The sequence below is a fragment of the Mycolicibacterium celeriflavum genome (assembly GCF_010731795.1).
GTDB classification, from domain to species: domain Bacteria; phylum Actinomycetota; class Actinomycetes; order Mycobacteriales; family Mycobacteriaceae; genus Mycobacterium; species Mycobacterium celeriflavum.
Genome location: NZ_AP022591.1, coordinates 3,549,139 through 3,575,026, shown reverse-complemented (window position 1 = coordinate 3,575,026; position 25,888 = coordinate 3,549,139). Strand labels below are relative to the sequence as shown.

The 25,888-nt window shown below is 67.5% G+C and carries 33 protein-coding genes and 4 tRNA genes; 13 read left to right on the top strand and 24 right to left on the bottom strand.

Annotated elements, in window-relative coordinates:
- Nucleotides 1–84 precede the first annotated feature (84 nt).
- Nucleotides 85–549 carry a lipoprotein LpqH gene (locus G6N18_RS17330; RefSeq protein WP_067219605.1) on the top strand — a complete coding sequence of 155 codons (465 nt, stop codon included), beginning with the start codon at nucleotides 85–87 and terminating at the stop codon, nucleotides 547–549.
- A gap of 52 nt (nucleotides 550–601) precedes the next feature.
- Here G6N18_RS17330 and G6N18_RS17325 read toward each other — a convergent pair whose 3' ends face one another.
- Complete coding sequence (locus tag G6N18_RS17325) at nucleotides 602–940, bottom strand: DUF732 domain-containing protein (protein ID WP_083000429.1); 339 nt, start codon at nucleotides 938–940, stop codon at nucleotides 602–604.
- A gap of 55 nt (nucleotides 941–995) precedes the next feature.
- Here G6N18_RS17325 and G6N18_RS17320 point away from each other — a divergent pair, with 55 nt between their 5' ends.
- Together G6N18_RS17320 and G6N18_RS17315 are read left to right on the top strand one after the other, a co-directional pair.
- Nucleotides 996–1,367, top strand: a complete 372-nt coding sequence (locus G6N18_RS17320; RefSeq protein ID WP_067219350.1) for a hypothetical protein — start codon at nucleotides 996–998, stop codon at nucleotides 1,365–1,367.
- 99 nt (nucleotides 1,368–1,466) lie between these two features.
- A complete protein-coding gene (locus G6N18_RS17315) occupies nucleotides 1,467–1,955 on the top strand; it encodes an ATP-binding protein (RefSeq protein WP_109749379.1) in 489 nt (162 codons plus the stop codon).
- Here the strand turns inward: G6N18_RS17315 and G6N18_RS17310 are convergent.
- The 6 genes from G6N18_RS17310 to G6N18_RS17285 form a co-directional block, all read right to left on the bottom strand.
- Nucleotides 1,928–2,368: a response regulator gene (locus G6N18_RS17310; protein WP_067219347.1), complete on the bottom strand. Its 441-nt coding sequence runs from the start codon at nucleotides 2,366–2,368 to the stop codon at nucleotides 1,928–1,930. The two genes, G6N18_RS17315 and G6N18_RS17310, sit on opposite strands and share 28 nt — an antisense overlap.
- Nucleotides 2,365–3,936, bottom strand: a complete 1,572-nt coding sequence (locus G6N18_RS17305) for a sensor histidine kinase (RefSeq protein ID WP_067219345.1) — start codon at nucleotides 3,934–3,936, stop codon at nucleotides 2,365–2,367. Before G6N18_RS17305 ends, G6N18_RS17310 begins: the two co-directional genes overlap by 4 nt.
- Complete coding sequence (locus G6N18_RS17300; protein ID WP_179962317.1) at nucleotides 3,933–5,144, bottom strand: PP2C family protein-serine/threonine phosphatase; 1,212 nt, start codon at nucleotides 5,142–5,144, stop codon at nucleotides 3,933–3,935. The genes G6N18_RS17305 and G6N18_RS17300 overlap by 4 nt, the downstream gene beginning before the upstream one ends.
- Before the next feature lie 85 nt (nucleotides 5,145–5,229).
- A tRNA-Ser gene (locus tag G6N18_RS17295) sits at nucleotides 5,230–5,320 on the bottom strand.
- A 29-nt stretch (nucleotides 5,321–5,349) separates the two neighbouring features.
- Nucleotides 5,350–5,805, bottom strand: coding sequence for a nucleoside deaminase (locus G6N18_RS17290; RefSeq protein ID WP_067219343.1), 456 nt, complete (start codon nucleotides 5,803–5,805; stop codon nucleotides 5,350–5,352).
- A 22-nt stretch (nucleotides 5,806–5,827) separates the two neighbouring features.
- Nucleotides 5,828–6,349, bottom strand: coding sequence for a tRNA adenosine deaminase-associated protein (locus G6N18_RS17285; RefSeq protein ID WP_067219341.1), 522 nt, complete (start codon nucleotides 6,347–6,349; stop codon nucleotides 5,828–5,830).
- A gap of 94 nt (nucleotides 6,350–6,443) precedes the next feature.
- Between G6N18_RS17285 and G6N18_RS17280 the strand changes: the two genes are divergently transcribed.
- Nucleotides 6,444–7,403 (top strand): prephenate dehydrogenase, encoded by a 960-nt coding sequence (locus G6N18_RS17280; protein WP_179962316.1) that lies wholly within the window; start codon nucleotides 6,444–6,446, stop codon nucleotides 7,401–7,403.
- Here the strand turns inward: G6N18_RS17280 and G6N18_RS17275 are convergent.
- Genes G6N18_RS17275 through G6N18_RS17255 form a run of 5 tightly spaced genes read right to left on the bottom strand, consistent with a single transcriptional unit; the run spans nucleotide 7,366 to nucleotide 11,490 of the window.
- Nucleotides 7,366–7,956 (bottom strand): putative glycolipid-binding domain-containing protein, encoded by a 591-nt coding sequence (locus G6N18_RS17275; RefSeq protein WP_067219339.1) that lies wholly within the window; start codon nucleotides 7,954–7,956, stop codon nucleotides 7,366–7,368. The two genes, G6N18_RS17280 and G6N18_RS17275, sit on opposite strands and share 38 nt — an antisense overlap.
- A gap of 2 nt (nucleotides 7,957–7,958) precedes the next feature.
- Nucleotides 7,959–8,756 (bottom strand): ABC transporter permease, encoded by a 798-nt coding sequence (locus G6N18_RS17270; protein WP_067219337.1) that lies wholly within the window; start codon nucleotides 8,754–8,756, stop codon nucleotides 7,959–7,961.
- Between the two features lie 5 nt (nucleotides 8,757–8,761).
- Nucleotides 8,762–9,427: an ABC transporter permease gene (locus G6N18_RS17265; RefSeq protein ID WP_067219334.1), complete on the bottom strand. Its 666-nt coding sequence runs from the start codon at nucleotides 9,425–9,427 to the stop codon at nucleotides 8,762–8,764.
- 3 nt (nucleotides 9,428–9,430) lie between these two features.
- Nucleotides 9,431–10,540 carry an ABC transporter ATP-binding protein gene (locus tag G6N18_RS17260; RefSeq protein WP_067219332.1) on the bottom strand — a complete coding sequence of 370 codons (1,110 nt, stop codon included), beginning with the start codon at nucleotides 10,538–10,540 and terminating at the stop codon, nucleotides 9,431–9,433.
- Nucleotides 10,537–11,490: an ABC transporter substrate-binding protein gene (locus G6N18_RS17255; RefSeq protein WP_067219591.1), complete on the bottom strand. Its 954-nt coding sequence runs from the start codon at nucleotides 11,488–11,490 to the stop codon at nucleotides 10,537–10,539. The genes G6N18_RS17260 and G6N18_RS17255 overlap by 4 nt, the downstream gene beginning before the upstream one ends.
- Nucleotides 11,491–11,603: 113 nt before the next feature.
- Here G6N18_RS17255 and G6N18_RS17250 point away from each other — a divergent pair, with 113 nt between their 5' ends.
- The gene (locus G6N18_RS17250; protein ID WP_067219328.1) at nucleotides 11,604–11,993 is read left to right on the top strand and encodes a LapA family protein; all 390 of its coding nucleotides are present in this window, start codon (nucleotides 11,604–11,606) and stop codon (nucleotides 11,991–11,993) included.
- Here the strand turns inward: G6N18_RS17250 and G6N18_RS17245 are convergent.
- Both G6N18_RS17245 and G6N18_RS17240 read right to left on the bottom strand, forming a co-directional pair.
- Nucleotides 11,990–13,027, bottom strand: a complete 1,038-nt coding sequence (locus G6N18_RS17245; protein ID WP_067219326.1) for a phosphotransferase family protein — start codon at nucleotides 13,025–13,027, stop codon at nucleotides 11,990–11,992. The two genes, G6N18_RS17250 and G6N18_RS17245, sit on opposite strands and share 4 nt — an antisense overlap.
- Before the next feature lie 10 nt (nucleotides 13,028–13,037).
- Nucleotides 13,038–13,640, bottom strand: coding sequence for a histidine phosphatase family protein (locus tag G6N18_RS17240; protein WP_067219324.1), 603 nt, complete (start codon nucleotides 13,638–13,640; stop codon nucleotides 13,038–13,040).
- A gap of 17 nt (nucleotides 13,641–13,657) precedes the next feature.
- Between G6N18_RS17240 and G6N18_RS17235 the strand changes: the two genes are divergently transcribed.
- On the top strand, nucleotides 13,658–14,428 hold the full coding sequence (locus G6N18_RS17235; protein WP_234783614.1) for an SDR family NAD(P)-dependent oxidoreductase: 771 nt from the start codon (nucleotides 13,658–13,660) through the stop codon (nucleotides 14,426–14,428).
- A 104-nt stretch (nucleotides 14,429–14,532) separates the two neighbouring features.
- Nucleotides 14,533–15,081, top strand: coding sequence for a cupin domain-containing protein (locus G6N18_RS17230; RefSeq protein ID WP_067219320.1), 549 nt, complete (start codon nucleotides 14,533–14,535; stop codon nucleotides 15,079–15,081).
- Here the strand turns inward: G6N18_RS17230 and G6N18_RS17225 are convergent.
- The 4 genes from G6N18_RS17225 to G6N18_RS17210 all read right to left on the bottom strand — a co-directional run bounded on the left by G6N18_RS17225 (nucleotide 15,078) and on the right by G6N18_RS17210 (nucleotide 16,282).
- Nucleotides 15,078–15,491: an MmcQ/YjbR family DNA-binding protein gene (locus G6N18_RS17225; protein ID WP_067219318.1), complete on the bottom strand. Its 414-nt coding sequence runs from the start codon at nucleotides 15,489–15,491 to the stop codon at nucleotides 15,078–15,080. The genes G6N18_RS17230 and G6N18_RS17225 overlap by 4 nt on opposite strands.
- Nucleotides 15,484–15,987 (bottom strand): metallophosphoesterase family protein, encoded by a 504-nt coding sequence (locus G6N18_RS17220; RefSeq protein ID WP_067219314.1) that lies wholly within the window; start codon nucleotides 15,985–15,987, stop codon nucleotides 15,484–15,486. Before G6N18_RS17220 ends, G6N18_RS17225 begins: the two co-directional genes overlap by 8 nt.
- A gap of 92 nt (nucleotides 15,988–16,079) precedes the next feature.
- Nucleotides 16,080–16,152, bottom strand: a tRNA-Arg gene (locus G6N18_RS17215).
- A 41-nt stretch (nucleotides 16,153–16,193) separates the two neighbouring features.
- Nucleotides 16,194–16,282: transfer RNA gene (locus tag G6N18_RS17210), tRNA-Ser, on the bottom strand.
- Between the two features lie 84 nt (nucleotides 16,283–16,366).
- On the opposite strand from G6N18_RS17210, the gene hisC reads away from it, so the two are divergent.
- Entirely contained in the window at nucleotides 16,367–17,422 is a 1,056-nt protein-coding gene (hisC, locus tag G6N18_RS17205) for a histidinol-phosphate transaminase (RefSeq protein WP_083000431.1), read from the top strand.
- Nucleotides 17,419–17,889, top strand: a complete 471-nt coding sequence (locus G6N18_RS17200) for a DUF4334 domain-containing protein (protein ID WP_067219307.1) — start codon at nucleotides 17,419–17,421, stop codon at nucleotides 17,887–17,889. Before hisC ends, G6N18_RS17200 begins: the two co-directional genes overlap by 4 nt.
- A gap of 74 nt (nucleotides 17,890–17,963) precedes the next feature.
- On the opposite strand, the gene G6N18_RS17195 is transcribed toward G6N18_RS17200, so the two are convergent.
- Complete coding sequence (locus tag G6N18_RS17195; RefSeq protein WP_083000433.1) at nucleotides 17,964–18,542, bottom strand: TIGR03086 family metal-binding protein; 579 nt, start codon at nucleotides 18,540–18,542, stop codon at nucleotides 17,964–17,966.
- 40 nt (nucleotides 18,543–18,582) lie between these two features.
- On the opposite strand from G6N18_RS17195, the gene G6N18_RS17190 reads away from it, so the two are divergent.
- Together G6N18_RS17190 and G6N18_RS17185 are read left to right on the top strand one after the other, a co-directional pair.
- Nucleotides 18,583–19,017 (top strand): hypothetical protein, encoded by a 435-nt coding sequence (locus G6N18_RS17190; protein WP_067219301.1) that lies wholly within the window; start codon nucleotides 18,583–18,585, stop codon nucleotides 19,015–19,017.
- A gap of 80 nt (nucleotides 19,018–19,097) precedes the next feature.
- Nucleotides 19,098–19,931 carry a crotonase/enoyl-CoA hydratase family protein gene (locus tag G6N18_RS17185; protein WP_083000435.1) on the top strand — a complete coding sequence of 278 codons (834 nt, stop codon included), beginning with the start codon at nucleotides 19,098–19,100 and terminating at the stop codon, nucleotides 19,929–19,931.
- On the opposite strand, the gene G6N18_RS17180 is transcribed toward G6N18_RS17185, so the two are convergent.
- Nucleotides 19,932–20,846 carry an NAD-dependent epimerase/dehydratase family protein gene (locus G6N18_RS17180; protein ID WP_244960058.1) on the bottom strand — a complete coding sequence of 305 codons (915 nt, stop codon included), beginning with the start codon at nucleotides 20,844–20,846 and terminating at the stop codon, nucleotides 19,932–19,934. It abuts the gene before it with no gap.
- The gene (locus G6N18_RS17175) at nucleotides 20,843–21,256 is read right to left on the bottom strand and encodes a hypothetical protein (protein ID WP_067219280.1); all 414 of its coding nucleotides are present in this window, start codon (nucleotides 21,254–21,256) and stop codon (nucleotides 20,843–20,845) included. The genes G6N18_RS17180 and G6N18_RS17175 overlap by 4 nt, the downstream gene beginning before the upstream one ends.
- Before the next feature lie 46 nt (nucleotides 21,257–21,302).
- Here G6N18_RS17175 and pdxR point away from each other — a divergent pair, with 46 nt between their 5' ends.
- The gene (gene pdxR, locus G6N18_RS17170; protein ID WP_083000437.1) at nucleotides 21,303–22,688 is read left to right on the top strand and encodes a MocR-like pyridoxine biosynthesis transcription factor PdxR; all 1,386 of its coding nucleotides are present in this window, start codon (nucleotides 21,303–21,305) and stop codon (nucleotides 22,686–22,688) included.
- Nucleotides 22,689–22,776: 88 nt separating this feature from the next.
- Here the strand turns inward: pdxR and G6N18_RS17165 are convergent.
- Both G6N18_RS17165 and G6N18_RS17160 read right to left on the bottom strand, forming a co-directional pair.
- Nucleotides 22,777–22,863 (bottom strand) — tRNA-Ser (locus tag G6N18_RS17165).
- 47 nt (nucleotides 22,864–22,910) lie between these two features.
- Nucleotides 22,911–23,423, bottom strand: a complete 513-nt coding sequence (locus G6N18_RS17160) for a MarR family winged helix-turn-helix transcriptional regulator (protein WP_067219275.1) — start codon at nucleotides 23,421–23,423, stop codon at nucleotides 22,911–22,913.
- 77 nt (nucleotides 23,424–23,500) lie between these two features.
- Between G6N18_RS17160 and G6N18_RS17155 the strand changes: the two genes are divergently transcribed.
- Nucleotides 23,501–24,475: an NAD(P)H-quinone oxidoreductase gene (locus G6N18_RS17155; RefSeq protein ID WP_083000438.1), complete on the top strand. Its 975-nt coding sequence runs from the start codon at nucleotides 23,501–23,503 to the stop codon at nucleotides 24,473–24,475.
- A 7-nt stretch (nucleotides 24,476–24,482) separates the two neighbouring features.
- Here G6N18_RS17155 and G6N18_RS17150 read toward each other — a convergent pair whose 3' ends face one another.
- Nucleotides 24,483–25,679, bottom strand: coding sequence for a cysteine desulfurase-like protein (locus G6N18_RS17150; RefSeq protein WP_083000440.1), 1,197 nt, complete (start codon nucleotides 25,677–25,679; stop codon nucleotides 24,483–24,485).
- Nucleotides 25,680–25,888 lie beyond the last annotated feature (209 nt).

The following is a 25,888-nucleotide window of genomic DNA, read 5'->3' as shown; positions in this document are numbered from 1 at the left end:
ACCGCTGTTCGCAGGGTTGCCGCGAACCATACTGCTCTAGATGATCCGATCTTGACGGGTCACGACAACAAAAGGAGAACTGTGGTGAAGCGTGGTTTCCTGGTCGCGGTAGGCGGCGCGGCTCTCGTCATCGCCGGACTGTCCGGCTGTTCTTCCGACGACAAGAAGTCAGAGACGACGGGTGAGACATCAACTGCCGCAGCAGCGGAAGGCAAGACCACCGTCACGATCGACGGCCAGGATCAGGCCGTAAAGGGCACGGTCGTCTGCAGTTCGGTCGGCGGCAACACCAACATCGCGATCGGTGACGCGACCACCGGCATCGGCGCGGTGGTCAGCTCCGGTGACGAGCCCACGGTGCAGTCCGTCGGCCTGGGCAACGTCAACGGCGTGACGCTGGGCTACCAGAGCGGTACGGGCCAGGGCGACGCCAAGGCGGAGAAAGACGGCAACACCTACAAGATCACCGGCACGGCCACGGGCGTCGACATGGCGAACCCGCTGCAGCCGGTCAACAAGCCGTTCGAGATCGAGGTCAGCTGCCCATAGGCGAATCGTGCACGACGGGCGGCGGCGTCCCGGATCGGGGCGCCGCCGTTCGTCACAGGGTGTAGCCGGCCGCCGACTGCCGCAGCTGCCAGATCTGCGCCGGACACAGCTCGTTGACGGCCTGGTTGATCAGGTAGGCGCCCTGGTAGTAGTCCGTGGTGTGGAAGTCGGCCTTCACCTGATCGACCAGTTGGGCGTAGCTCATCTTGGCCGCCACCCGGTCGCAGATGCTGTTGCCGTAACCGATGGCTGCGTCCGCGTTCGGGAAGTTGTAGCCGGGTCGCACGTGCACGTTGACCAGATAGGCCACGACGTCTGCCCCGGCCGGCGGAGCGCAGACGACGGCGGCGGCACCGGCAGCGGCGGCCAGAGCAACGATGACGCGCTTCATGGCATATGAGCCTATTCCGTTCCCGTCCCCGGTGCGGGGCACATACGCTAACCCCATGAGGCTCATGGCTGCAGCTGCGCTCGCGTGCGGGTTCGTCGCCGCACCGATGTTCACCGCCGCGAATGCGCCGGCGTCCCCGGGCTACTGCGACGGCACCGATTGCGTCCCGTATGTCGACCGGACCGCGGTGGAGGGCACGCACTGCGTGCAGAACACCCGCTACAACTTCGGGATCGACCCGTCGGGCAACACGCTCGCATGCAGCTCGCACAGCACATGGATCGCGTCACCACCGCTGGTCGGCATCCGGACCAACCGGCTGCCGTGCGGCGACGCGACCGGCGTCGCGCAGTCACCCGACGGCGTTCCGCTGAGCTGCCTCGAAGGTGCCTGGACCCCCGACTACCGCGTGACGTTCTACGGCTGACGCGCGCGAAAGGCGCGCCCGGCGAAGGCAGGTGACCGCGCTCTCGACAGCTCCCCCGGTGTGATCTGCGCCTCGCTACCGTTTCGAGATCGACAGCGTATGCGTGGCGTACGTGAGGAATCGCGCCAAGCGGGGTACAACACGGGCGTGGTGATCGATGTGCGCCTGCGGCCGGCAGACCCGTTGCGTATCGAGGTACCGGCCACCGCGGATCGATTGGCACAGATCCGCCACCGACTGCTCGACTGGATGGCCCCGATCGGCGTGCCCGATCCCGTCGTCGCCGACATCGTGCTGGCGGTCAACGAGGCGGCCACCAACTGCGTCGAACATGCCTACCGGGATTGCGACGGCGGCGTGATCGTCATCGATGCGACCGTCGAGGACGAGCGGATCATCGTCTGCGTCTCCGATCACGGTGCATGGCGGACGCCCAGTACGGAACCGACCACCCGCGGTCGCGGGTTGCCGATCATCGAGGCGGTCGGCGACGGGGTGGATGTCGCGAAATCAGCGAGCGGCACCACCGTGCGAATCGACTTCGAGGTCACCGACGGGCGTCACGACTGGGGTAGTCGAACCACCTGAACGAAGAACTCGTCGATCTGCCGTACGGCGTTCATGAACTGGTCGAGGTCGACCGGTTTGGTGACGTAGGCGTTGGCGTGCAGCTTGTAGCTACGGAGAATGTCTTCCTCCGCCGAGGATGTCGTGAGCACCACGACCGGGATGTGGCTGAGGTCCGCGTCGGATTTGATGGTCTCCAGCAGTTGCCTGCCGTCGTACTTCGGCAGGTTCAGGTCGAGCAGGATCAAATCGGGCCGGGGCGCGTCGGCGAACTTGCCGCGGCGGTAGAGGAAGTCGAGCCCCTCCTCGCCGTCGTGCGCGACGTGCAGCGTGTTCTTGATCTTGTTGTGCTCGAAGGCTTCTCGGGTGATCAGCTCATCCCCCGGATCGTCCTCGACCAGCAGTACGTCGATCGCCCGACCGTCCAGTGTCATGCGGTTGATCCTTCCATATCGGCCTCGACGGGCTCGTCGACGGCACAGGGAATGGTGAAACGGAACCTGGTGCCGTCCGTGTAGGTGGTGTCGATCCAGATGCTGCCGCCGTGGTACTCGACGATCTTGCGGCACAACGCAAGCCCGATTCCCGTGCCGGTGTACGAGTCGCGGCCGTGCAGGCGCTGGAAGATCACGAAGACCTTCTCGGTGAACTCGTCGGGGATACCGATCCCGTTGTCGGTGACGGTGAACACCCACGAACCGTCCTGCGCGTCCTCGCCTGTCGCGCAGTCGATGACGATTCGCGGCTCTGTGTCGGGCCTGCGGAACTTCACCGCGTTGCCGATCAGGTTCTGCCAGAGCATCGTCAGCAGCGTCGGGTCGCCCTTGACCGTGGGAAGCGGCTGCCCGGTGCGGAAGACCTCGGTGCCGGACTCCTCGATCGCGGTTCCGAGGTTGTCCACCGCGTCGTCCAACACTGCTTCGAGCTCGACGTCGGCGTGCACCGAATGGAGCCTGCCGACGCGGGAGAACGTCAGCAGGTCGTTGATCAGCACCTGCATCCGCTTGGCGCCGTCGACGGCGAACTGGATGTACTCGACGCCCCGCTCGTCGAGCTTGTCGCCGTAACGCTTCTCGAGCAGCTGGCAGAATGACGCCACCTTGCGCAGTGGCTCTTGCAGGTCATGTGATGCGACGTAGGCGAACTGCTCGAGTTCGGCATTGGAGCGCTGCAGTTCGAGCGCCTGGTCGGCCAACTGGGTGCGCGCCTCCCGAGACGCTTCGAGTTCCTCGACGATGCGCTGCCGCATCTCCTCGACGGACGCGGCGATGGACCGAATGTCGCGCGGGCCCCGCACCGCGATCTTCTCGCCGAAACTGCCTTCGGTGATCTTGCGGCAGGCCGCGGCGAGCGCTTCCAGCGGCCGGGTGACCGCGCTTCGCACCAGCGCCGCCAACGCGATCGCGGCTACCAGGAACGTCGCCACGATCGCGATGAGCACGCCGTCCCGCCAGGTCTGCACCCGGGCGAGTTCGTCGACGGCGTCCTGCCGGGCCTGTGTCAGACCGCGGTTCTGTTCCTCGAACAACGCTCGCAGCCTGTCGAATTCGACCGCGCCGCGCGCGGCCATCTCGGCGTCCAGAACCTTCGGCGAACCCGGCGTCAGGGCGGCGATGACCGGGTCCGCGTACGTCGAGCGCCAGTCGGCAGCAGCCTCTTCGATCGCTTCGAGGTCGGCGAGCAATTCGGGCCGGTGACCGATTCCGTCGCGGATCTGCTGCGCGGCGACGCGCTCGGCCTCCTGGCCGGCGTAATACGGTTCGAGGAATTGGCGGTGTGCCGCGATGGCGTATCCGCGAACGGCCGTCTCCTGGTCACGTATTGCGCCTTGCAGTTGGTACGCCGCGACGCGCGCGGGTTGGATGCCGAGATTGAGCTCACGCGAGACGTCGTCGGTCCGGTTCAGCAGCAGAGCACCGGCGATTGCACCGGCGATCACCAGGACGCCCATCATCGACAACACCAGGTTCTGCCAACCCTGGACGGTGAGGCGCGATCTCATCCGGGCGTCGTCCGCTCGACCCGCACGACCGCGATGTCGTCGCTGATGCCGCCCACCGACTGCGCGCGGCGCTCCACATCGTCGATCAGCGCGGTGACGAATTCGGCGCCGGGCAGATGCGCGTAGCCGCGGGCGACTTCGAGCAGGCCCTTCTCGCCGAGGCGTTGGGTGCCCTGACCGGAGCGTCCCTCGAACAGCCCATCGGTCAGCAACACCAGGCCGTACCCCGGCGGCAGCTCGAGGACGTTCAGCGGCCACTCGTGGCCGTACAGGCCGAGCGCGGGACCGACCTTGGGCTCCAGCCACTCCACGGTGCCGGGACCGTGCAGCAGCATGCCGGGATGGCCGGCCGACACCACGTTGAAGGTGAGGGACTCGGTTGACATCGCGACGCTGATCACGGTCGCGAAGGTGCTCGAGCCCGGCCGTTCGGTGCTGAGGATCCGTTCGAGTTGGCGCATGCGTTCGTTGCCGCGCAGCCCGGCGAACGTCAGCGCGCGCCAGCCGATCCGCAGCGCCACCCCCAGCGCGGCCTCGTCGGGGCCGTGCCCGGCGACGTCGCCGACCATGACGTGCACGGTGCGGTCCGGCGTCTGCACGAAGTCGTAGAAGTCACCGCCGAGCAGCGCGTGCTGTCTGCTGGGCCGGTACTCGGCGACGATGTCGACGCCGGGCGGGTCGAGCAGCAGCGGGGACGGCAAGAGCCCACGCTCGAGGCGGGCGTTCTCCATGGCGCGCAGTTCGCTGGCGTGCAGTTCCACCGACGTCAGCTCGGCGCGTTTGCGTTCCACCGCATAGAGCAGCGCGCGGCGTAGCGTCTCGGGTTCGACGCGGCCCTTGACGAGGTAGTCCTGCGCGCCGGCGGCGACGGCGGAGACGCCGAAGTGCTCGTCGTTGAGACCCGTCAACACCACGATCGGCAACGTGACGTCGCGCCTGGTGATCCGGTCGAGGGCCTTGATCCCGTTCGCGTCGGGCAGGTTCAGATCAAGCAGCACACAATCCGGTCGAGAGGTGTCCAGGTGCTGTTCGGCGTCCTCCATCGACGGCGCCCACGCGACGTGGATCTCGGCGGCGGCATCGGCGATCAGTTCCTCGACCAGGATCGCGTCGCCGCGGTCGTCCTCGACCAGGAGCACGGAAAATGGGCGCACGGCAGCGCCAACACCGGCCGAGGCGGACGGGCCTTCGTCATGAAGCGCACGCATATGTAACCAATTCTCTCGCGTTGGTCACCGCGGTCGCCTCGACCTCTGCTTCAGTGACGGATCCGACAATAATGCCTGAGCCTTGTGGCGGTGGCGGAGGGATTTGAACCCTCGGACGGGGGTTACCCGTCACACGCTTTCGAGGCGTGCTCCTTAGGCCGCTCGGACACGCCACCGTGTGGCAGCTTACCGGGCGCGGACCCTTCTACTCCAATCGCTGCCGGGCGAAGAACTCCTCCAGCGGTGCCGCGCACTGCTCGGCCAGCACCCCCCCGCGCACCTGGGCCCGATGCGTCAGCCGCCTGTCGCGCACCACATCCCACAGCGATCCGACGGCTCCGGTCTTGGGCTCCCAGGCGCCGAACACCACGCGCGCCACGCGCGCCATCACGAGCGCGCCCGCGCACATCGTGCAGGGCTCGACGGTGACGGCCAGCGTCGTGCCCTCCAGCCGCCAGCCGTCGCCGAGCACCGCCGCGGCCGCGCGGATCGCGAGGATCTCCGCGTGCGCGGTGGGGTCGCCGAGGGCTTCGCGCGCATTGGCGGCGCGGGCCAGTTCGGTGCCGTCAGCGGAGACCACGACCGCGCCGATCGGCACGTCGCGGGGGCCGGCGGTGGACGCAGCCTCGAGGGCGGCGCGGATCAGCGCCTCGTCGGTCACCGACCCCTGCTCGATGTCGGTTTCACCGACCCAAGCGGTCCAGCACGGCCGATAGTTCGTCGGCGAATCCCATCTCCCGCGCGATCCTGCCCAACTGTTCGTCGGCGTACAGGTCGGATTCGTCGAGGATGACGCCGAGCACCGCCTCCGGCAGGCCGACGTCGGAAAGCAGGCCGAGATCGCCCTCCTCGAAGGGTTCGGCCTCCTCCAGTTCCTCGGCCTCGATGTCGGCGTCGAGCTTCTCCAGCGCCTCGGCGGCGATGTCGTAATCCAGCGCCGCGGTGGCATCCGAGAGCAACAACCGCGTGCCCGAAGGCGCGGGCCGCACGATCACGAAGAACTCGTCGTCGATGTCGAGCAGCCCGAACACCGCTCCGGCGCTGCGAATCTCGCGGAGCTCGGTCTCGGCGGCGGCCAGGCTGCTCAGTGCAGCGCGGCGCAACGGTGCGCAACGCCACTTGCCGTCCTCCCGGACGACCGCAACGCCGAAGCCGTCGGGGGTTTCGACGGACTGCTCCCGCGCCGGTGCACGCTGTGCTCCCATGTCGGCATACGGTAGTCGCCGACCATGCCCTTGACCAGGAAAAGGCACCAAGCCTGACGTCGGTCGGCGGCTCTGGATGTGCCAACCTTGACGGGTGACCAACACACCGGTTTGCGTGCTCGGCCTCGGGCTGATCGGGGGTTCGGTGATGCGTGCGGCGGCGGCCGCCGGGCGCGACGTCTTCGGGTACAACCGGTCGCTGGAGGCCGTCCAGGCGGCGGTGGCCGACGGGTTCGACGCCAGCGAAGATCTCGATGGCACGCTCGCTCGCGCGGCGGCGGGCAATGCGTTGATCGTGCTGGCGGTACCGGTGCCCGCATTGACTCAGCTGCTGGGCCGCATCCGCGAAACGGCACCGGGGTGCCCGCTGACCGACGTGACCAGCGTGAAAACCGCTGTGCTGCAGGAGGTCCAGTCGTTCGGACTGCTGGAGCGGTTCGTCGGCGGTCATCCGATGGCGGGCACGGCGCACTCCGGGTGGGCGGCCGGCAACGCCCGGTTGTTCGTCGGCGCGCCGTGGGTGATCAGCGTCGACGACCACGTCGACCCCGGGGTTTGGACGCTGGTGATGGACCTCGCGCTGGACTGCGGCGCTGTCGTCGTCCCCGCCCGCTCCGATGAACATGACGCCGCCGCAGCGACGATCTCGCACCTGCCGCACCTGCTGGCCGAGGCGCTCGCCGCCACCGCGGGCGAGGTGCCGTTGGCGTTCGCTCTCGCGGCGGGGTCGTTCCGCGACGGCACCCGGGTGGCAGCGACCGCGCCGGATCTGGTGCGGGCGATGTGTGAGGCCAACGCCGAGGAACTGCTACCGGTGCTGGATCGCGCACTGGACCTGCTTCACCATGCGCGCGACGCGCTGGCCGAGCACAAACCGTTGACCGACATCGTGGAGACCGGCCACGCCGCCCGAATCCGCTACGACAACTTCAGCAGGCCGGAGATCGTCACCGTCGTCGTCGGAGAGGATCGGTGGCGCGAGGAACTCGCCGCCGCGGGCCGCGCCGGCGGGGTGATCAGATCCGCTCTGCCAGCCCTGGGTAGTCGAGGATGAACCCGTCGGAGTCCACGCTGATCGTGGTCTCGGCGACGGGCGAGTGCAGCTTGATGCCGTCTTCGGCGCTGCTGTAGCTGATCACCGCGGTTTCGACGGACATTTCCGGCAGTCGCACGTACACCACCGGACAGCTGATCGAGTCTGAGCGTTGATAGAGCCGGGTGCGCCGGATCGGCAGCGCATTGAAGAACGGGCTGAAGATCACGTCGACGTCGAGCGCACCGTCGTAGGCGGCGCGGTGCGACTCGCCGGTGTGCTGCTGGACCAGCCACATGTTCTCTTCGTCACGAGCGATCGACAGCTGCCGTTCCCGCTCGGCGAGCGTGACCGTCATGGAAAGTCGCTTGGTGGCGCCGGCCTCGTCGGTCACCAGGTCGTAGGAGGCCGAGAACGCCGGGTGCGACGGTGTAGCGGCGGCCACGATCCTGCCGTAGGCCTTGATGCGGTTGCCCGACACATGAACCCGGACCGATTCCATCCGCGGCACGTCGTGCGCCCGCCAGGTCAGGATCGCCGGCCATGACTTCTCGGAGCCACCTGCTTCACTCACCCCTATACCGTATGCGAAGGATCGCCCCGTTCGTAACGTGCTTGGGCGGCGGTTTTCCCGGCGGTCTGTGATGTTGCGCGCCGAGGGGATTCGAGGACGACTTCGTCACTGAGCAGCGGCTGCGGCATGGACGATCTCCGGAGCCGACCGGTCCCCGGCACCGAAGCCCATACCGCGAACGCGAGCGCGGCGTCGAGGAGCAGCGCCAGCGCGGTCACCATCAGCGCGCCGACCAACGCCAGTTGGAACTGCCGCACCTTGATGCCGTCGATCAGGTAGCGGCCCAGCCCGCCGAGGCTGGCGTACGCGGCAACCGTTGCGGTGGCAACGATCTGCAGCGTGGCGGTGCGCAACCCGTTGAGGATCAACGGCAACGCGATCGGCGCCTCCACCCGCAGCAGGATGCGCCGCTCGGTCATGCCCATCGACCGCGCGGCATCGACGACCGCGCGATCGACGTTGGCGATTCCCGCGTAGGTGCCCGCCAGCAAGGGCGGGATACCCAGCAGCATCAGTGCGACCGTCGGCGGTATGAGCCCCAGACCCCACAGCAGCACGCCGAGCAGCAGCACGCCGAGCGTCGGCAGCGCCCGCAAAGCGTTGACCCCGGTCACCACGAGGAATGTGCCGCGGCCGGTGTGGCCGATGAGCATCCCGATCGGGACCGCGATGAGGGCCGAGAAGAACACCGCGACGGCCGTGTACAGCAGGTGTTCGAGCAGGCGGGCGGTCAGGCCGGCCGGTCCGCCCCAGTTGGCCGCGGTGAAGAGGTAGGACAGCGCCTCGGTCAAAAAGCTCATCGGGCTCACGCGGCAACCGCCTTGCGCCGATCGGTGCGCGCTGCGCGCGTCCAGGGTGTGAGCGCTCTGCCCGACAGCATGATCAACGTGTCGATGAGGATCGCCAACAGGAAGATGGCGATGATGCCCGCTACGATCTGACCACTCTTGTTGGCCTGGTAGCCCTCGGTGAACCAGGTGCCCAGCCCGCCGATGCCGATCACAGAACCCACCGCCACCATCGAGATGTTGGTGACGGCGACCACCCGCAGACTGGCCGTCAGAACCGGAAGTGCCAGCGGCAGCTCGACTTTGACCATCCGGGTCAAGGGCCGGTAACCGACCGCCGTCGCGGCGTCGAGCACCGTCGGCGACACCGCGTCCAACGCCTCGGGCACCGCTCGCACGAGCAGTGCGACGGTGTAGAGCGTCAGCGCGACGATCACGTTCGCCTCGTCGAGGATTCGCGTCGGGATGACCAGCGGCAGCACCACGAACAAGGCCAGCGACGGAACGGTGAACACGATGCTCGCGGTGATCGTGGTCAGCCGTCGCACCGTGGTGGTCCGCTGGACCGCAGCGCCCAACGGCACCGCGATGATCAGCCCGAGAACGATCGGGATCAGCGACAGCCGCAGATGGATCAGCGTCAACGCCCACAGGTCGTCGAGGTGGGTGAGCAGGTAGCGCATGCGCTAACCCAACTCCGGCAGGCGGCGCTGCTTGTCGAGTGCGGCCAGCACGTCCTCGGCCTTCACCCCGCCGATCACCCGCCCGTGCTCGTCGACCGCGACCCCCAGGCCACTCGGCGAGGACAGCGCCGCGTCGAGCGCATGCCGCAGCGTGCCGTCCGGCCGGAACAGCGATCCGCCGCCGATGGTGCTGTCGTGAAGCGAACTTCCCTTGCGGTGCAGCGCCACACCGTCGGCGTTGATCCACGCATACGGCTTGCCGTTCCCCTTCGTGACCAGCGTCCAGTCGCCGGGGGCCAACTGCAGCGCGTCGATGTCGTCTTCGTCGACGTGGTCGATGTCGTGCAGCGGCAGCCCGGTGGCGTGGAAGAACTGCAGGCCGCGGTAGCCGCGGTCGGCGCCGACGAATGCCGCCACCTCCTCGTCGGCGGGGTTGGACAGCACGAAAGCCGGGTCGGCGTACTGCCGCAGCACGCCGCCGCGGCCGAACACCGCCACCTTGTCGCCGAGCTTGACCGCCTCGTCGATGTCGTGGGTGACGAACACGATGGTCTTGCGCAATTCGCTTTGCAACCGGGCGATTTCGGTCTGCAGGTCCTCGCGCACCACCGGGTCGACAGCGCTGAACGGCTCGTCCATCAACAGGATCGGCGGGTCGGCGGCGAGCGCCCGGGCCACCCCGACGCGCTGTTGCTGACCGCCCGAGAGCTGGGCGGGATAGCGGTCGGCGAGCTTGGTGTCCAGCCCCACCCGCTCCATCACCTGCAGCGCGGATCGTCTTGCGCTGCGCCGTGATTGGCCTTGAAGCACCGGCACGGTGGCCACGTTGTCGACGACCCGCAGATGCGGCATCAGCCCGGCGCTCTGGATCACGTAGCCGATGCCGAGCCGCAGCTTGACCGGATCCACCTCGCTGACGTCCCGGCCGTCGACTGTCAGCGTGCCCGAGGTCGGCTCGATCATCCGGTTGATCATCCGCATCGAGGTGGTCTTGCCGCAGCCCGACGGTCCGACGAAAACCGTCAGCGTGCCCTCGGGGACCTCCAAGCTGAGCTCGTCGACCGCGACGGTGCCGTCCGGGTAGCGCTTCGTGACGTCGGCGAACGTGATCAATTGCCCACCGGCTTGTCGAAACCGTTGTCGGCAATCCACTTTCGGGCCGCTTCGTCGGGATCGACGCCCCGGTTGCCCTCGACCGAGATGTTGAGCGCCACCAGGGCGTCGGTGGTCAGTTTCGCGCTGACCGCGTCGAGCACGGTCTTGAGTTCGGTCGACTTCTTCTGCGAAGCCACCAGCGGCACCACGTTGGCGGCGAGGAAGACGTTCTCGGGGTCCTCGAGGACGACGAGGTTGTTCTGCTCGATCGCTGGTGAGGTGCTGAAGATGTTCGCGGCGGTGACCGCCCCGCTGTTGAGGGCATCGACGGTCGCCGGGCCGCCGCCGTCGCTGATGGCGACGAAGTTCGCCGGTGCGATGTCGAGGTCATAGGCGTCTTTGAGCCCGACAAGCCCGGTGATGCGCGTCTGAAACTCCGACGGCGCACCGACTTTCACCTCGGCGGAGTGCTCGGCCAGATCGCCGATGGTCTTGAGGTTCCACCGCTGCGCGGTCGCCTCGGTCACCGCGAGGGTGTCCTTGTCTTGCGCCGGCGACGGGTTCAGGATCGACAGGTCGCCGGGAAGCACCTTGAACAGTGCGAGCAGCACCGCATCGGGGGTGGTGGCGGTGGTGTCTTCGTCGAAGTACTGCAGCAGGTTGCCGGTGTACTCCGGAATCAGGTCGATGGAGTGGTCCTGGACGGCGGGGATGTAGGTCTCGCGGCTGCCGATGCCGAACTGGCGGCGCACGGTGAAGTCGTTGGCTTCCAGCGCCTGGGCGTAGATCTCGGCGATGATCTTCGACTCCGTGAAGTCCGCCGACCCGACGGCGATCGTCTTGAGGTCACCGGAGATCTCGCCCCCACCGAGCGGGTTGGAGCTTCCGCAGGCCGCGCTCAGCAGAACGACGAATGTGACCGCTGCCGCGGCGAAAGGCCCGCTCACACGTCGCGGCAGCACGGTCATGAAGACCGACACTATCGACATCGCCGCAGCTACGCCCGCGTTTGCCGCGGGCTGATCGGCACCGTCGGAGCCAAAGTGGTTCGTCGGCGCCCGGAAAGGGCAAAGATAAACCCATGAGCACCGATTCGCATGGGGCGTCAGCGCAGCACGAGCCGGAACCCTACGATCGGCCCAACCCCGGGCCGCCGGTTCCGCCGACGGACGGCGAGATCGCCGATCACACCTCGCCGTCGATCGACCAGGTCCGCTTCACCCGCGCGGCCGCACTGTGGTCCGCGGTCATCGGGGGCTTCCTGATCCTGATCGTGTTGCTGATCTTCATCACACAGAACACCGATTCGGCTCAGTTCGCCTTCCTCGGCTGGCGGTGGCACTTGCCACTGGGCGTGGCGATCCTGCTCGCCGCGGTGTGCGGCGGACTCATCGCCTCGCTGGCCGGGGCGGCGCGCATGGTCCAGTTGCGCCGCGCCGCGAAGAAGAACTACCGAGCGGCGCTGCGTTAAGCCTTCAGCGATTCGAGTCCCGCGGCGATCAACGGCGCCACCGCGTCGTCGACCATGGTGACGAAGTCCGGCGCCGCGCCGCCCACCCGGCCGCGGTAGGCGATGCCGGCGGCGATGATCGCCAGCTTGAAGTACGCCAGCCCCATGTAGAACTCCCAGTGGTCCAGCGGCTGACCGGATGCCGCCGAATAGCGTTGCGCCAGTTCGTCGGCCGTCGGGATGAGCGGTGAGGCCCACGCCGCGTCGGCGTGCACCAGGTTGAACATCGGATGGCGGTAGACGCACATCAGGGCGGCGTCGCTGATCGGGTCGCCGAGGGTCGACATCTCCCAGTCCAGCACCGCCAGCACCTTGGTGCCGTCGGTCGCGTCGAGCATCGTGTTGTCGATGCGGTAGTCGCCGTGCACGATCGAGCTGCGGCGCTGCGGCGGGATCGCCTCAGCCAGCGCCGAGTGCAGCCGCTTGACGTCGTTGTCGCGTTCGTCCCCGCCATTGATGTCGCGCCGCACCAGCTCCCACTGGCCACCCCAACGCTTGACCTGCCGTTCGAGGTATCCGGTGGGCTTGCCGAAGTCGCCGAGGCCGACCTCTTCGGGATCCAGCGCGTGCAGGTCGGCGAGCACCTTGATCAGGGCGTCCACGCAGGCGTCGACCTCGTCCTTGCCGCCGAGCGCTTCGAGTTCGTCGGTGTGGCGGATGACGCGGCCTGGCACGTACTCGACCATTTGGAACGGCGCGCCGAGCACGGAGTCGTCGTTGCGCATGGTCACGGCGCGGGCGACGGGGACGGCGGTGTTCTGCAGAGCGGCGACGACCTTGTACTCGCGAGCCATGTCGTGGGCCGACGGCGTCAGGCCGTGCAGCGGTGGGCGGCGCAGCACCCACTTCGACTCATCGTCGGCGATCAGGAAGGTCAGGTTGGACCGGCCGCCGGAGATGAGCTCGGCGCGTAGGTCACCGGACCGCGGAATGCCCTCCGAACGAAGGTGACGGTCCAGGGCGTCGAGGTCGAGCCCTTCCAGGGAGGTGGTCACGGGGACTTGTCTACCACTGCTGATTTCTCGGCAGCAGATCCCATACGTGCTCGGTCGCGTTCACACCCGCCACGAAGAACGTCTCGCGCGAGGACGACCACAGCAGCCGGGTGATGCCCGCGTAGTCGACCTGTACGCACAGCAGGCGCTCGGTGCACATGACGTCGTGGACCAGTGCGTTGATGACGCCGCCGTGGCTGAACAGCGCGACGGTGTCCTCCCGGTCGGCGGCCCTGACGATGTCGGCCACCCCGGCCTTGACGCGGGTGAGAAACGCCGACTGGTCCACCCCGCTGGGCAGCTCGCCGTTGGCCAGGCGCCGCATGTCCTCCTCGGAGATCTCCTCGACCGGGGTGTAGTGCGAGAGGTCGCGGTCGTACTCGGCGAGGCGGTCGTCGACGCCTATCTGGAGTCCCAAGGCGTCGGCGACCGGCTGCGCCGTTTGGATCGCGCGCCGCTGCGGGCTGCTGACGAGCCGCGATATCGGAAACCGGGCGAGCGCATCGGGTAGGCGTTTGGCCTGTTCGACGCCTTCTTCGGAGAGGTCGGGGTCGGAGCCCCGGCCGGGCTCGCTGCGCAGGGGCAGCGCGTGTCGGATGATGAGCAACTGCACCGTGACACCATATGGCTGTGTCTTCTCGCGGGTACGCCGACCAACTGTTCGACCTGACCGACCGCGTGGTGCTGGTCACCGGCGGCAGCCGCGGGCTGGGGCGGGAGATGGCGTTCGCCGCGGCGCGCTGCGGCGCCGACGTCGTGATCGCGAGCCGCAAATACGACTCCTGCCTCGCGACCGCCGAGGAGATCGCTGCGGCGACTGGGCGCGCCGCGTTGCCCTATCGGGTGCACGTCGGGCGGTGGGATGAGCTCGACGGTTTGGTCGACGCGGCCTATGACCGGTTCGGCAAGGTCGACGTCCTGGTCAACAACGCCGGCATGTCACCGCTGTACGAGTCGCTGCCGTCGGTGCCGGAAAAGCTGTTCGATGCGGTGATCAACCTCAACCTGAAGGGTCCGTTCCGGTTGTCCGCCCTCGTCGGCGAACGGATGGTCGCCGACGGTGGCGGCTCGATCATCAACGTCAGCTCGAGCGGTTCGCGCCGGCCCCGGCCCGAACAGCTGCCCTACTCGGCGGCCAAGGCGGGCCTCAACGCGTTGACCGAGGGGCTCGCGCTAGCGTACGGCCCGACCGTGCGGGTCAACACGCTGATGCCGGGCCCGTTCCTCACCGACATCAGCAAGGCGTGGGACATTCCGGCGACGACGGCGGGCGCACAGCATTTCGCTTTGAAGCGGCTCGGTGAGCCGCCCGAGATCGTCGGCGCCGCACTGTATCTGATGTCGGATGCGTCGAGCTATACGTCGGGCTCGATCATCCGCGTCGACGGCGGCATTCCCTGATTTCGGGATTGCTGTTGAGCCGAGTGTCGGGTTGTCCGACGCCGCAACGGAATTTCCGTCACATAACCCGACACTAGAGCTGTTCCTGCTGGTTCACTGAGCCCATGCAAGTACGCCGAGTGGTGACCGGCCACGACCCGTCCGGGAAGTCCGTTTTCGTCAGCGACGCAAACGTCGCGCCCATCGAGACCATGTTGATGCCCGGCTTCGAGAACCATCTGCTGTGGGGCAGCGACGCCTCCTGCCGATTCCCTGATGACGGTTCGATGCCGCAGTGGCGCAACTACTTCCCACCCGTCGGGGGATTCCGGTTCGCGATGCTGACACTGCCGCCGTCGCACGCGGCCGAGCCGCCGGCCGCTCTCGACGTCGACGAGGCGATGGCCGAGATGGAGGAGAAACTGCCCGGGATGCTGGGCTACCTGGACTACACCGACCCCGGCATGCACACCACCCCCACCGTCGACTTCGAGGTGGTTCTCGATGGCACGGTGGTGCTCGAACTCGACGACGGTGCCGAGGTGACGTTGCACCCCGGTGACACGGTCGTGCAGAACGGCACGCGGCACCGGTGGAAGAATCCGGGCGACAAGCCCGCCCGCATGGCCGTTTTCATCTGCGGCGCTGAGCACGCCGACGTGACCGCGACCTAGTCCTGGTGTTCGGCCAGCCACTGGTCCGCCCGGCGGCGCGAGGCCCGCGACAGCCACGCGTCTTGAATCAGCTCGGTCAGCTCGACCTTGCCGATCTCGGGTAACCTGCTGGCCCGCACCAGAACCGACGGGTGGCCCTCGAAGCGCTCGGTGGTGAAGAACGGCGAAGCGGGGTCCTGGACGAGCGCCATCTTGTCCATCTCGGACTCCACCCAGATCATGATCACGTCGGCGTAGCGTTCGCCCGTCCGAGGGTCTTCCGCGTCGGGTTGCGGGGTACGGAAGAACACGAACGACTTGCCGCCCACCTGGTAGATCGGATTGCCCTTGGGCCCCTCGATGCGTTTGGTGTGCGGCATCGACGCGGCGATCTCGTGTACGTCGGCAACCCGCGCCGGTCGGTCACGCACGGCGGTCCAAGGTGTGCAAGATGACGTCCGTCAACGAGGCGTTACGTACCGTCGCCGTCATGTACGTGCAGTAGGGCTGGCGGCGACGGTCGGTGGGTGAGCCCGGGTTGAGCAGGCGCAGACCCGTTTTCGCCGTCGTGTCCCACGGAATGTGACTGTGGCCGAACACCAGGACGTCGGTGTCGGGGTAGGCCTTGGCCATGCGGGCCTCACGACCGGTCGCCGCGCCGGTCTCGTGGACCACGGTGAACCGCAGGCCTTCGAGCGTCACGTCGGCGCGTTCGGGTAGCCGCCTTCGTAGTTCGGCGCCGTCGTTGTTGCCCCAACAGGCCACCAGTCGCGTGGCGCGGGCCTCGAGATCGTCCAGCAGCGACGGCTCGACCCAGTCGCCGGCGTGCACGACGACGTCGGCCTTCGACACCTCATCCCACACTCGGGCGGGCAGGTCCCGGGCGCGCTTGGGGACGTGTGTGTCGGCGATGAGCAGGAGTCGCACTGTTGCCAATCTAGCGGCGCTGAGCGCACAGTCAGGTACAGAAAACGCGAGTCAAACTGTACGCAGCCGTGCGCTCGCGCAACCGGCGAAAGCGCGCCCGAAGGGATTCGAACCCCTAACCTTCTGATCCGTAGTCAGATGCTCTATCCGTTGAGCTACGGGCGCTTGGTCCATCTTGAGTTGTCTGGCTGACGGGTCAGCCGCGGCGGAGGCGAGAGGATTTGAACCTCCGGTCGCCTTTGAGGGCGACAACTCATTAGCAGTGAGCCCCATTCGGCCGCTCTGGCACGCCTCCTCGACGATTACCGCCGATCCGACAGCGTACACATCGGCCACCGCGCGAGGCAAAGCGCATTCGGCCGACCCATAAACTGGTGCGGTGACCGTCCGGCTGCGCCCCGAACTGGCTGATCTGCCTGCGTACACCCCCGGGAGAACCGTTCCCGGCGCGATCAAGATCGCCAGCAACGAGACGGTGCATCCGCCGCTGCCGAGCGTGCGGGCCGCGATCGAGCGGGCAGTCGGCAACGTCAACCGCTATCCCGACAACGGTTACGTCGAACTCAAGGAGCGGCTCGCCAAACACGTCAACTTCGCACCCGAGCACATCTCGGTCGGCTGCGGGTCGGTCAGCCTGTGCCAGCAGTTGATCCAGATCACCTCGACCGTCGGCGATGAGGTGCTGTTCGGCTGGCGCAGCTTCGAGATCTATCCGCTGCAGGTGCGCACGGCGGGCGCCACCGCCGTCCCGGTGCCGCTGATCGACCACACGCACGACCTCGACGCCATGCTCGCCGCGATCACCGACCGCACCCGGCTGATCTTCGTGTGCAACCCGAACAACCCGACCGGCACCGTCGTCGAGCCAGACGCGCTCGAGCGGTTCGTCGCGGCGGTGCCGCCGCACATCCTGATCGCGCTCGACGAGGCCTACGTCGAATACATCCGCGAGCCCATGCTCCCGGACAGCTTCGGCCTGGTCCGCGCACATCCGAATGTTGTTGTGCTGCGCACGTTTTCCAAAGCATACGGGCTGGCCGGGTTGCGGATCGGCTACGCGGTCGGCGATCCGGACGTCATCACCGCGCTCGGTAAGGTCTACGTGCCGTTCACCGCGACCAGCCTCTCCCAGGCGGCCGCGATCGCGTCCCTGGATGCCGCCGACGAACTGCTCGAGCGCACAGATGCGGTTGTCGCCGAACGCGCCCGCGTCACGGCGGCATTGCGCGAGGCCGGCTACGTCATGCCGGACCCGCAGGCCAACTTCGTGTGGCTGCCGATGCCAGGGCGCGCACAGGAGTTCGCCAAAGCGTCGGCGGACCACCGCATCATCGTCCGGCCCTACGGCGACGACGGGGTCCGCGTCACCGTCGCCGCGACGCATGAGAACGACGCGTTCATCGAGTTCGCCCGCCGCTGGAAAGGAACCACATGACCTCGACACGCACCGACCGCGAGACGTTCACCGACCTCACGAAGCGCACTGACCAGATCTCCGACGCCGAACTCGACGAGTTCTGGGCCACGCTGAAGCCGGCCACCATCGGCTTCATGATCGGCGAGTGGAAAGGCGGCGAGTTCCACACCGGCCACAAAGCCAACGGCTTCATGGAGCGGCTCAACTGGTTCGGCAAGACGTTCGTGTCGGCCACCGACGCCAAGCCGCTGGTGTGCCTCGATGACGACGGGAACAAGTTCTCCAACACCGAGGCCATGAAGGGCGAGGCCAGCCTGTGGATGGAGGAGTTCCGCGGTGAGATGGTGGCATCGATGGTCTACGACGGCGCCCCGGTGCATGACCACTTCAAGGTCGTCGACGAGAACGCCGTCGTCGGGATCATGAACGGAAAGGGCGCCCTCGACGAGGGCAGACACCTGTACTTCTACCTCGAGCGGATCTGATCGTCGCGATGCTAGGGCCGAGACTGCGCTGAGGGCTGTTGGTTCGGACCACAGCCCTGATTGCAATCTCGACGCTAGGCTCGGCGGCCCGTGTACGCCAGCAGCCGATCCATTGCGCCGGCGTCGTCGGGCACGTCGATCGGGTCGTCGAAGCCGACGTTGACGCGACCCTCCGGCGTGATGATCTTGCGCGCCAAGCCCAGCACATAGTCCGACAACGACTCCGGAGCTGTCACCTCACGCCCGACCGCCTGGGCGTAATCCCATGCGTGCACCACGAATTCGATCGACAGCACGCCGGCCATCACCTTGGCGGGCGCCTTATTCCCGCCGAACTCGACCGTGCCGTCCAGGCCGCGGCGCTGCCAGGCGTCGAGCGCGGGCCGCGCCGCCAACACCACTTGCTGCTCGACGGATGCGTCGCGGTCACGCTCATCGAATTCGGCGCCTGCCATCCCGCCGATGATGGTGATCGAGTTGAGCAGGTGGTCGGTCAGCGCGGCCACGTCGAACTCCCGGCACGGGGTCTGCTTGTGCATATCGCCGGCGGCGATGCCGTGCAGCACGTGCTGCAACACGGCGAACGACTTCTCCGCACTGCGCAGTTCGTCGGTCGGTGGCGATTCGGGTCCTGAGCGCAAGTCCTCGGGCATGCCGCCACGCTACGTCGCCGTTGGGCATATCGTTGCCGGGATGAGGACCCACGTGCGAGTGGCGGCGGCGATGCTGGTGTTCGTCGGCGTCACGACGGCATGCCAGCGCACCACGGAGGGGTCCGTCGCGATGACCACCGAACCGGGGCCGCCGCTGACCTCCCCGGCGCCGACGGCGATGCCGTCGATTCCCGGACTGCCCGACTTCGAAATTCCCGGCCTGCCGCTGCCGACGCGCGATACCGACGTCCCGGTCGTACCGCCGCCCCCGAACGCCGTGTCGATGACGTGCGAGGAGTTCAACGGGCTCGACGAGGCGACCCAGCTCGCCGTGATCCGCGCGATCCTCGAGCAGGAGAACAATCCGCTGGGCCCCAACGGGGAAGGCATCGGTCAGATGCTCGCCGAGGCCGCCTGCCAGTTCCTGCCCAGCGCCACGGTGAGCGAGATCCTGCTGGGCAAGCCGCCGGGGTAACAGGGTCTTTCGCGCAAGCGCTCATCCGTAACAGGGTCTTCGCGCAAGCGCTCATTCGCGACGAACTAGCGTGTTGTCCCATGGGCCTAGAAACCGGCGCTTACGAATCGCTCACCGTTGACATCTCCGATCGCGTCGCGCAGGTGACGCTGATCGGTCCCGGCAAGGGCAATGCCATGGGCCCGGCGTTCTGGGCCGAGATGCCCGAGGCGTTCGCCGAACTCGACGCCGACCGCGAGGTGCGCGCGATCGTTCTGACCGGCTCCGGAAAGAATTTCAGCTACGGGCTCGACCTGCCCGCGATGGGCGGGACACTTTCAGACGTGCTGTCCGGCGGGGCGAGCGCCAGGCCGCGCGCCGAATTCCACGCGACGGTGCTGCGCATGCAGGGTGCGATCAGCGCGGTCGCCGACTGCCGCACGCCGACGATCGCCTCGGTGCACGGCTGGTGCATCGGCGGCGGCGTCGATCTGATCTCGGCGGTCGACATCAGGTACGCCAGCGCCGACGCCAAGTTCTCCGTGCGGGAGATCAAGCTCGCAATGGTGGCCGACGTCGGCAGCCTGGCCCGGCTGCCGCTGATCCTCAACGACGGGCACCTGCGCGAACTCGCGTTGACGGGCAAGGACATCGACGCGGCGCGCGCGGAGAAGATCGGCTTGGTCAACGACGTGTACGACGATGCCGAGGCGTCATTGGCCGCCGCGCACCGGACCGCCGCCGAGATCGCCGCCAACCCTCCGCTGACCGTCGCCGGCGTCAAGGACGTGCTCGACCAGCAGCGCATCGCCCGCGTTTCGGAGAGCTTGCGCTACGTCGCCGCATGGAACTCCGCGTTCCTCCCGTCGAAGGACCTGACGGAGGGAATCACCGCGACGTTCGAGAAGCGGCCGCCGAATTTCACGGGGGACTAATCAGACCCGCGGAACAGGCGTCCAGCCAAGTTCGGCCTTGGCCTTGGCGTTGGACAGCGGCAGCCACGTATCGCCGAACGCGGCCACCCCGTACGGTGCGACGAGCTTGACCACGCTGCGCGGAATACGCAGCCCCCGAGGCCTGCCCAGCTTGGCGGCCAGCTCCCGGGTGTAGTCGTTGAACGACTGCGGGCGGTCGTCGACGATGTTGTAGATCTGCCCGCCGCGGCCGCGATCGAGCGCGTCCGCGGTGGCCTTGGCGACGTCGTCGATGTGGACCCAGGACACGATCCCCGCGCCACCCATGTCCAAGGCCACGCGCCACTTCGCCATCCGCGTGAAAGTCTCGTCGTGCGGTACACCTGGCCCGTAGAAGGCGCCGTAGCGCAACACGATTCCCTCGGTATCGCTGTGTTCGCCCGAGGTCAGGATCTTCTGCTCCATCCCGCGCAGCGCCGCCAGCATCGCATCACCGCCGGGCGGAGGCGGGCCGGGATACGGATCGCTCTCGTCCATGAGCGCCGGGCCTGTGGTCGGGTAGCCGTACGCGAAGATCACGGACTCGGCGACGACGCGCCGCACACCTGCACGCTGCGCCGCCGCCAGGAGGTTGGGCGCGCCGGTTCCCCATAGCTTTCGCGCGGGCTCGAAGTCCTTGAGGCGCATCGGCCCCCGCTTGGGCAGCGTGGTCAGCAGTGACACCACCACTTCCGGGCCGATGTCTGCCATCACCTTGTCGACGGCGTCGGCATCGAAAACGTCGGCGACCACCGGTTTGGCGCCCGCCGCCGCGATCTGCGACGTTTTCGACGGCGACCGGGTCAACCCGGCCACCTCGTAACCCCGGAAGTTCAACTCCCGCAACAGCGGAAGCCCCGGTACGCTTGTCGCGCCGGCCACCAGTACGCGCATCATCGCCCTCCTTTCGCAGCAACTACGTTGACGCGCAATGCGATTGCCAGGATCGCGGTGGTCGCCACCAGGCCACCGGCCTCCAGCCAACCGATCCAGACGCCCGCGCCGTGGTGTGGGTCGATGAGGTGGCTCAGCGCGTGTAGCGCCCAGTGCAGCGTCGCGAATGCCAGCGCGGGCGTGCGCCAGGTCGGCCACCGCACCGCGGCGAGCAGCATGAGCCCCTGCGGCACCTCGAAGGTGGCGTTGTCGAAGATGTAGTGATCGTTGCGCGAGCCGAAGTTGCCGAGCGTATCGAAGAACACGCCCGGCGCGAACATCATGAACAGCCCCACCGCCAGGGCGTACAGCCCGAAGACGATGAGCGTCACCTCAACGAACCCCGCCCTTGTGCGCGTCGGTGTCGTTGTCATACGGTCACGCTAGTTCGTTACTGGCCTCAAGATAGGCTCCACTTCCATGGCAAAATCGGGTACCACTTCGGGGCCTGAGCTGTTGCTGGAACTTGATCGCACCGCCAGCGATCCGCTACACCGCCAACTCACCGACGGCCTTCGGGAGGCCATCCGCACGGGCCGCCTCGCGCCGGGCACACGACTGCCGTCAAGTCGGGTGCTGGCCGTCGACCTCGGCGTCTCCCGGCGACTGGTGGTCGATGCCTACAGCCAACTCGTCGCCGAGGGATTCCTGCTCGGCAGGCACGGGTCGGGCACCGTGGTAGCCAGGGTCGACACCGTGAACATGCCCACCGGCGCCGCACCCGGACCGACGACACGCTACGACGTCGACTTCCTGCCGGGGTCACCCGATCTGAGGAGCTTCCCGCGTGAGGCCTGGCTGCGGGCCCTGCGGCAGGGCCTCGCCGAAATCGGCTCGGACGCCTTCGGCTACGTGGCGCCGCAGGGGTTGTTCGCGGCGAGGGTTGCGGTGGCCGACTACCTACGTCGCGTTCGCGCCGTACACGCCGATCCGCATCACATAGTGCTGTGCTCAGGGGCCACCCAGGCCGTGGCGCTGCTGGCCCAGTCGTTGCCCACGGTTTCGCTGGCGATGGAGGACCCCGGCTTCTGGTTGCATCGAATGGTGCTACGCAACAACAGGATCGAGCCGATTCCTGTTCCCGTCGACGACGACGGGCTGGATGTCGACGCGCTGGCCGACAGCGGCGCCGACGCCGTGCTCGCCACCCCGGCGCACCAATCCCCGACCGGGGTCGTGCTGTCGGCCGCGCGGCGGACCGAGCTGATGGACTGGGCGCGCGCCGGTCACCTGGTCATCGAGGACGACTACGACGCCGAGTACCGCTACGACCGTGCGCCTGTCGGCGCGTTGCAGGGCATCGCACCCGACCGCGTCGTCTATGTCGGCTCGACCAGCAAAACCCTGGCCCCGGGGCTTCGCATCGGCTGGATGGTGCTTCCGGCGGACCTCGTCGGACCTGTGACAATGGCGAAAGGTCTTGCCGACACCGGAAGTTCGGTGATGGACCAGTTGGCGTTCGCACAACTGCTGATCTCGGGCGGATACGACCGGCACCTACGCCAGATGCGTCGTCGCTACCTGATCCGCCGCAACGCACTGTTGGGCGCGCTGCGCCGGTACCTGCCGCGGGCGAAGGTGCTCGGTGCGGCGGCCGGTGTCCACCTGACCGTGCACTTTCCCGATGGATTCCCGATTGAGCAGTTGGTGCAGCGGGCCGCAGATCAACGCGTGCGCGTCGAACCCCTCGCGCCGTGCTACGCCGATCCGGCGTCGGCACCACCGGGCCTGCTCCTCGGCTACGCCAATCTCACTGAGACACAGATCGATTCGGGCGTGCAGGTGTTGGCGCGGTCGATGTCCTAACATCGCTGATCGAAACTGCGGCGAGATCGCATTTTCCGCCGTACGGGCGATCTGCCCGCAGTCTCGGCGGCCCGACTCATCACAACTGCGGTGGCGGAGGGATTTGAACCCCCGGACGGTGTTAGCCGTCTCTCGCTTTCAAGGCGAGTGCATTAGGCCGCTCTGCCACGCCACCGCCGACAAGAGTACGGGGACCCCGGCCAACGACGACGAGGAGACCGCTCAGACGCGACCGAGCTTGGCGTTCGGGGTCCCGCTCTTCAGCGCAACGCTGATCCGCCTGCAGTTCTCGCCCATCGCCGCGACCTGGGGCCGCGACAGCCGCTCGAGAAAATGTGCGCGAACGCCCTCGCCGTAGGTTTTCATCGCCTCCCGCACTGCGGCCTGGCCGTCCTCGGTGATGCTGGCCAGCACGCCGCGGCCGTCGTCGGGGCTGGCGCCACGGCGCACGAGGCCCTGCAGTTCCAGCCGACGGATCTGCCGGGTGACCCGACTCGGTAGCGACATCAGCCCGTCCGCGAGGTCCCCCATCCGGGCCGACCCGGTCGCGGACTTGTCAAGGATGTCCAGCAACCGCACGTCGTTCAGGGTCAGGTGGTGCGCGTCGACGAGCGAGCGGTTCAGCGTCGCATACAGACGCAAGGCCGAGTCCAAAAAGTTTTGCCAGGACCGTTGCTCAGCGATGTCCAACCCCGGCATATCACCCGCAGTACGTCCCGCGATAATCCCCTCCATGCGGTCATAGTAAATCCCCAGTGCATTGCTGGTCGGGGATTTGTCAGACTGTTTCCGCAGGCTATAGCGTTAGCTGGATGCACGCGATCGTGGCCGGGCCGGAAGGCCGACTGACCTGGCAGGAAGTTCCCGACATCGCGCCCGCCGACGACGAGCTATTGATCAAGGTGGCCAGCGCCGGGATCAACCGGGCCGACCTGCTGCAAGCCGCCGGGAACTACCCCCCGCCGCCGGGCGCCAGTGACATCCTCGGTCTCGAGGTTTCCGGAACCGTAGTCGCGACCGGCGACAGCACCGCCGGATGGTCGATCGGACAACAGGTCTGCGCGCTGCTGGCCGGCGGCGGATACGCCGAGTATGTGGCGGTGCCCGCCGGACAGGTGATGCCGCTGCCCGCCTCGGTGAGCCAGCATGAGGCCGCCGGCCTGCCCGAAGTGGCCTGCACGGTCTGGTCGAACCTGGTGATGACCGCGGGGCTGGCTGCCGGACAGCTGGTGCTCGTCCACGGCGGCGCCAGCGGCATCGGCGCCCACGCCATCCAGGTGGGCCGTGCCATCGGCAGCCGGGTGGCGGTGACCGCAGGTTCGACGCACAAGCTCGACCTGTGCGCCGAACTGGGGGCCGAGGTGACGATCAATTACCACGACGAGGACTTCGTCGAGCGGATCAGGGCCGAGGGTGGCGCCGACGTGATCCTCGACATCATGGGCGCGGCCTACCTCGACCGCAACATCGACGCGCTCGGGCCCGACGGCCGGTTGGTGATCATCGGCATGCAGGGCGGGGTCAAGGCCGAGCTCAACATCGGCAAGCTGCTGGGCAAGCGTGCCGGAGTCATCGCCACCGCGCTGCGTTCACGCCCGATCGACGGACGCGGCAGCAAGAGCGAGGTCGTCGCCGAGGTGGTGGCGAACGTCTGGCCGATGGTCGAGAGCGGTGAGGTGCGGCCGATCATCGGCGCCGAGTACCCGATTCAGGAGGCCGGCGCGGCGCACGAACTTCTGCAGTCCGGTGAGGTTTCCGGCAAAGTCCTTCTGCGCGTGGCGGATTAACCGACGGTCAGCCCAACGAGGCGAGGGCGCGAACCAGCTGGTCGACCTCCGCCGTGGTGGTGTAGTGCGCCAACCCCACTGTCACGGCGCCGCCCACGTCGTTGACGCCGATCACGTCCAGCACGCGCGAGTTCGCGTTCGATATGGCCAGAATTCCGTTGTCGGCCAGGCGCTGCACCACCCGTTCGGCGGGCACGTCGCTGACCGCGAAGCTCAGCACGGGAATCCTGGATTCGGGCTGGCCGATGACCATGACGGTCGACAGCGACCGCAGCGAGATCAGCAGGTAGTCGAACAACCGGTTCATGTACAGGCTCGCCGATTGCATCGAGACACCGAGTCGTTCCCGACGCGTGCCGTGCGCGTTCTCGTCCAGCGAGGCCAAGTACTCGATGCTCGCCACCGCCCCGGCGAGCAACCCGAACTGGTGCGCGCCGACCTCCAGCCGCGACGCCCCGATCGCATACGGGTTCAACGAGACCGAGTGAAACGAGTCGATAAGTGACGGATCGCGGAACACCAGTGCGCCGATCGGCGGCCCGCCCCATGCCAACGCGTTGACCGCCACCACGTCCGCGTCGATCTCGTCGATGTCGATCAACTGGTAGGGCGCGGCCGCGGAATGGTCGACGACGACCAGTGCGCCCTGGTCATGCGCCAACTTCGTCACCGCGCGCAGGTCGGTCACCGTGCCCAAAGTCGAAGAGGCAGAAGTGATTGCGACCAGCCGAGTGTTCCGGGTGACCAGACTCTCCCACTGCCAGCTGGGCAGTTCGCCGGTCTCGATGTCGACCTCGGCCCACTTCACCTTGGCCCCATAGCGATTGGCGGCCCGCAGCCACGGCGCGATGTTGGCCTCGTCGTCGAGCCGGGTGACCACCACCTCATAACCGAGGCCGACGCGCGACGACGACGCGTCCGCCAGCGAGGTCAGCAGGATCGCGCGGTCGGCGCCGAGCACCACACCGCGCGGATCGGCGTTGACCAGGTCGGCCACCGCCGAACGGGCGGCCTCCAGGACGGCGGCGCTGCGCTGCGCGGACGGGTGCGGACCCACGGGCGTCGGCATCGAACCGCGGAAGGCCGTCGACACCGCACGGCCGACGCTGTCGGGCAGCAGCATGCCGTGCTGGGCGTCGAAACGCACCCACCCATCGCCCAGGGACGGGTGCAAACCGCGCACCCGGGCGACGTCGTATGCCATGCCAGCCCACCTTCGAGCGTCCGTGATTTTCTCAAACCGACACGATTCTGGCCCAAGCTCGGCCCGACCCGCCATGCCGGACTGGGTCTGTTGCGCAGCCATACTAGTCCAGTGAGCTTCGCCACCGGTGTGCTAATCGGGTTGTCATTGCTGGTCAGCCCCGCAGCAACGCTGGACTGGCGCTACGCAACGGCCTGAACACCGGTGGT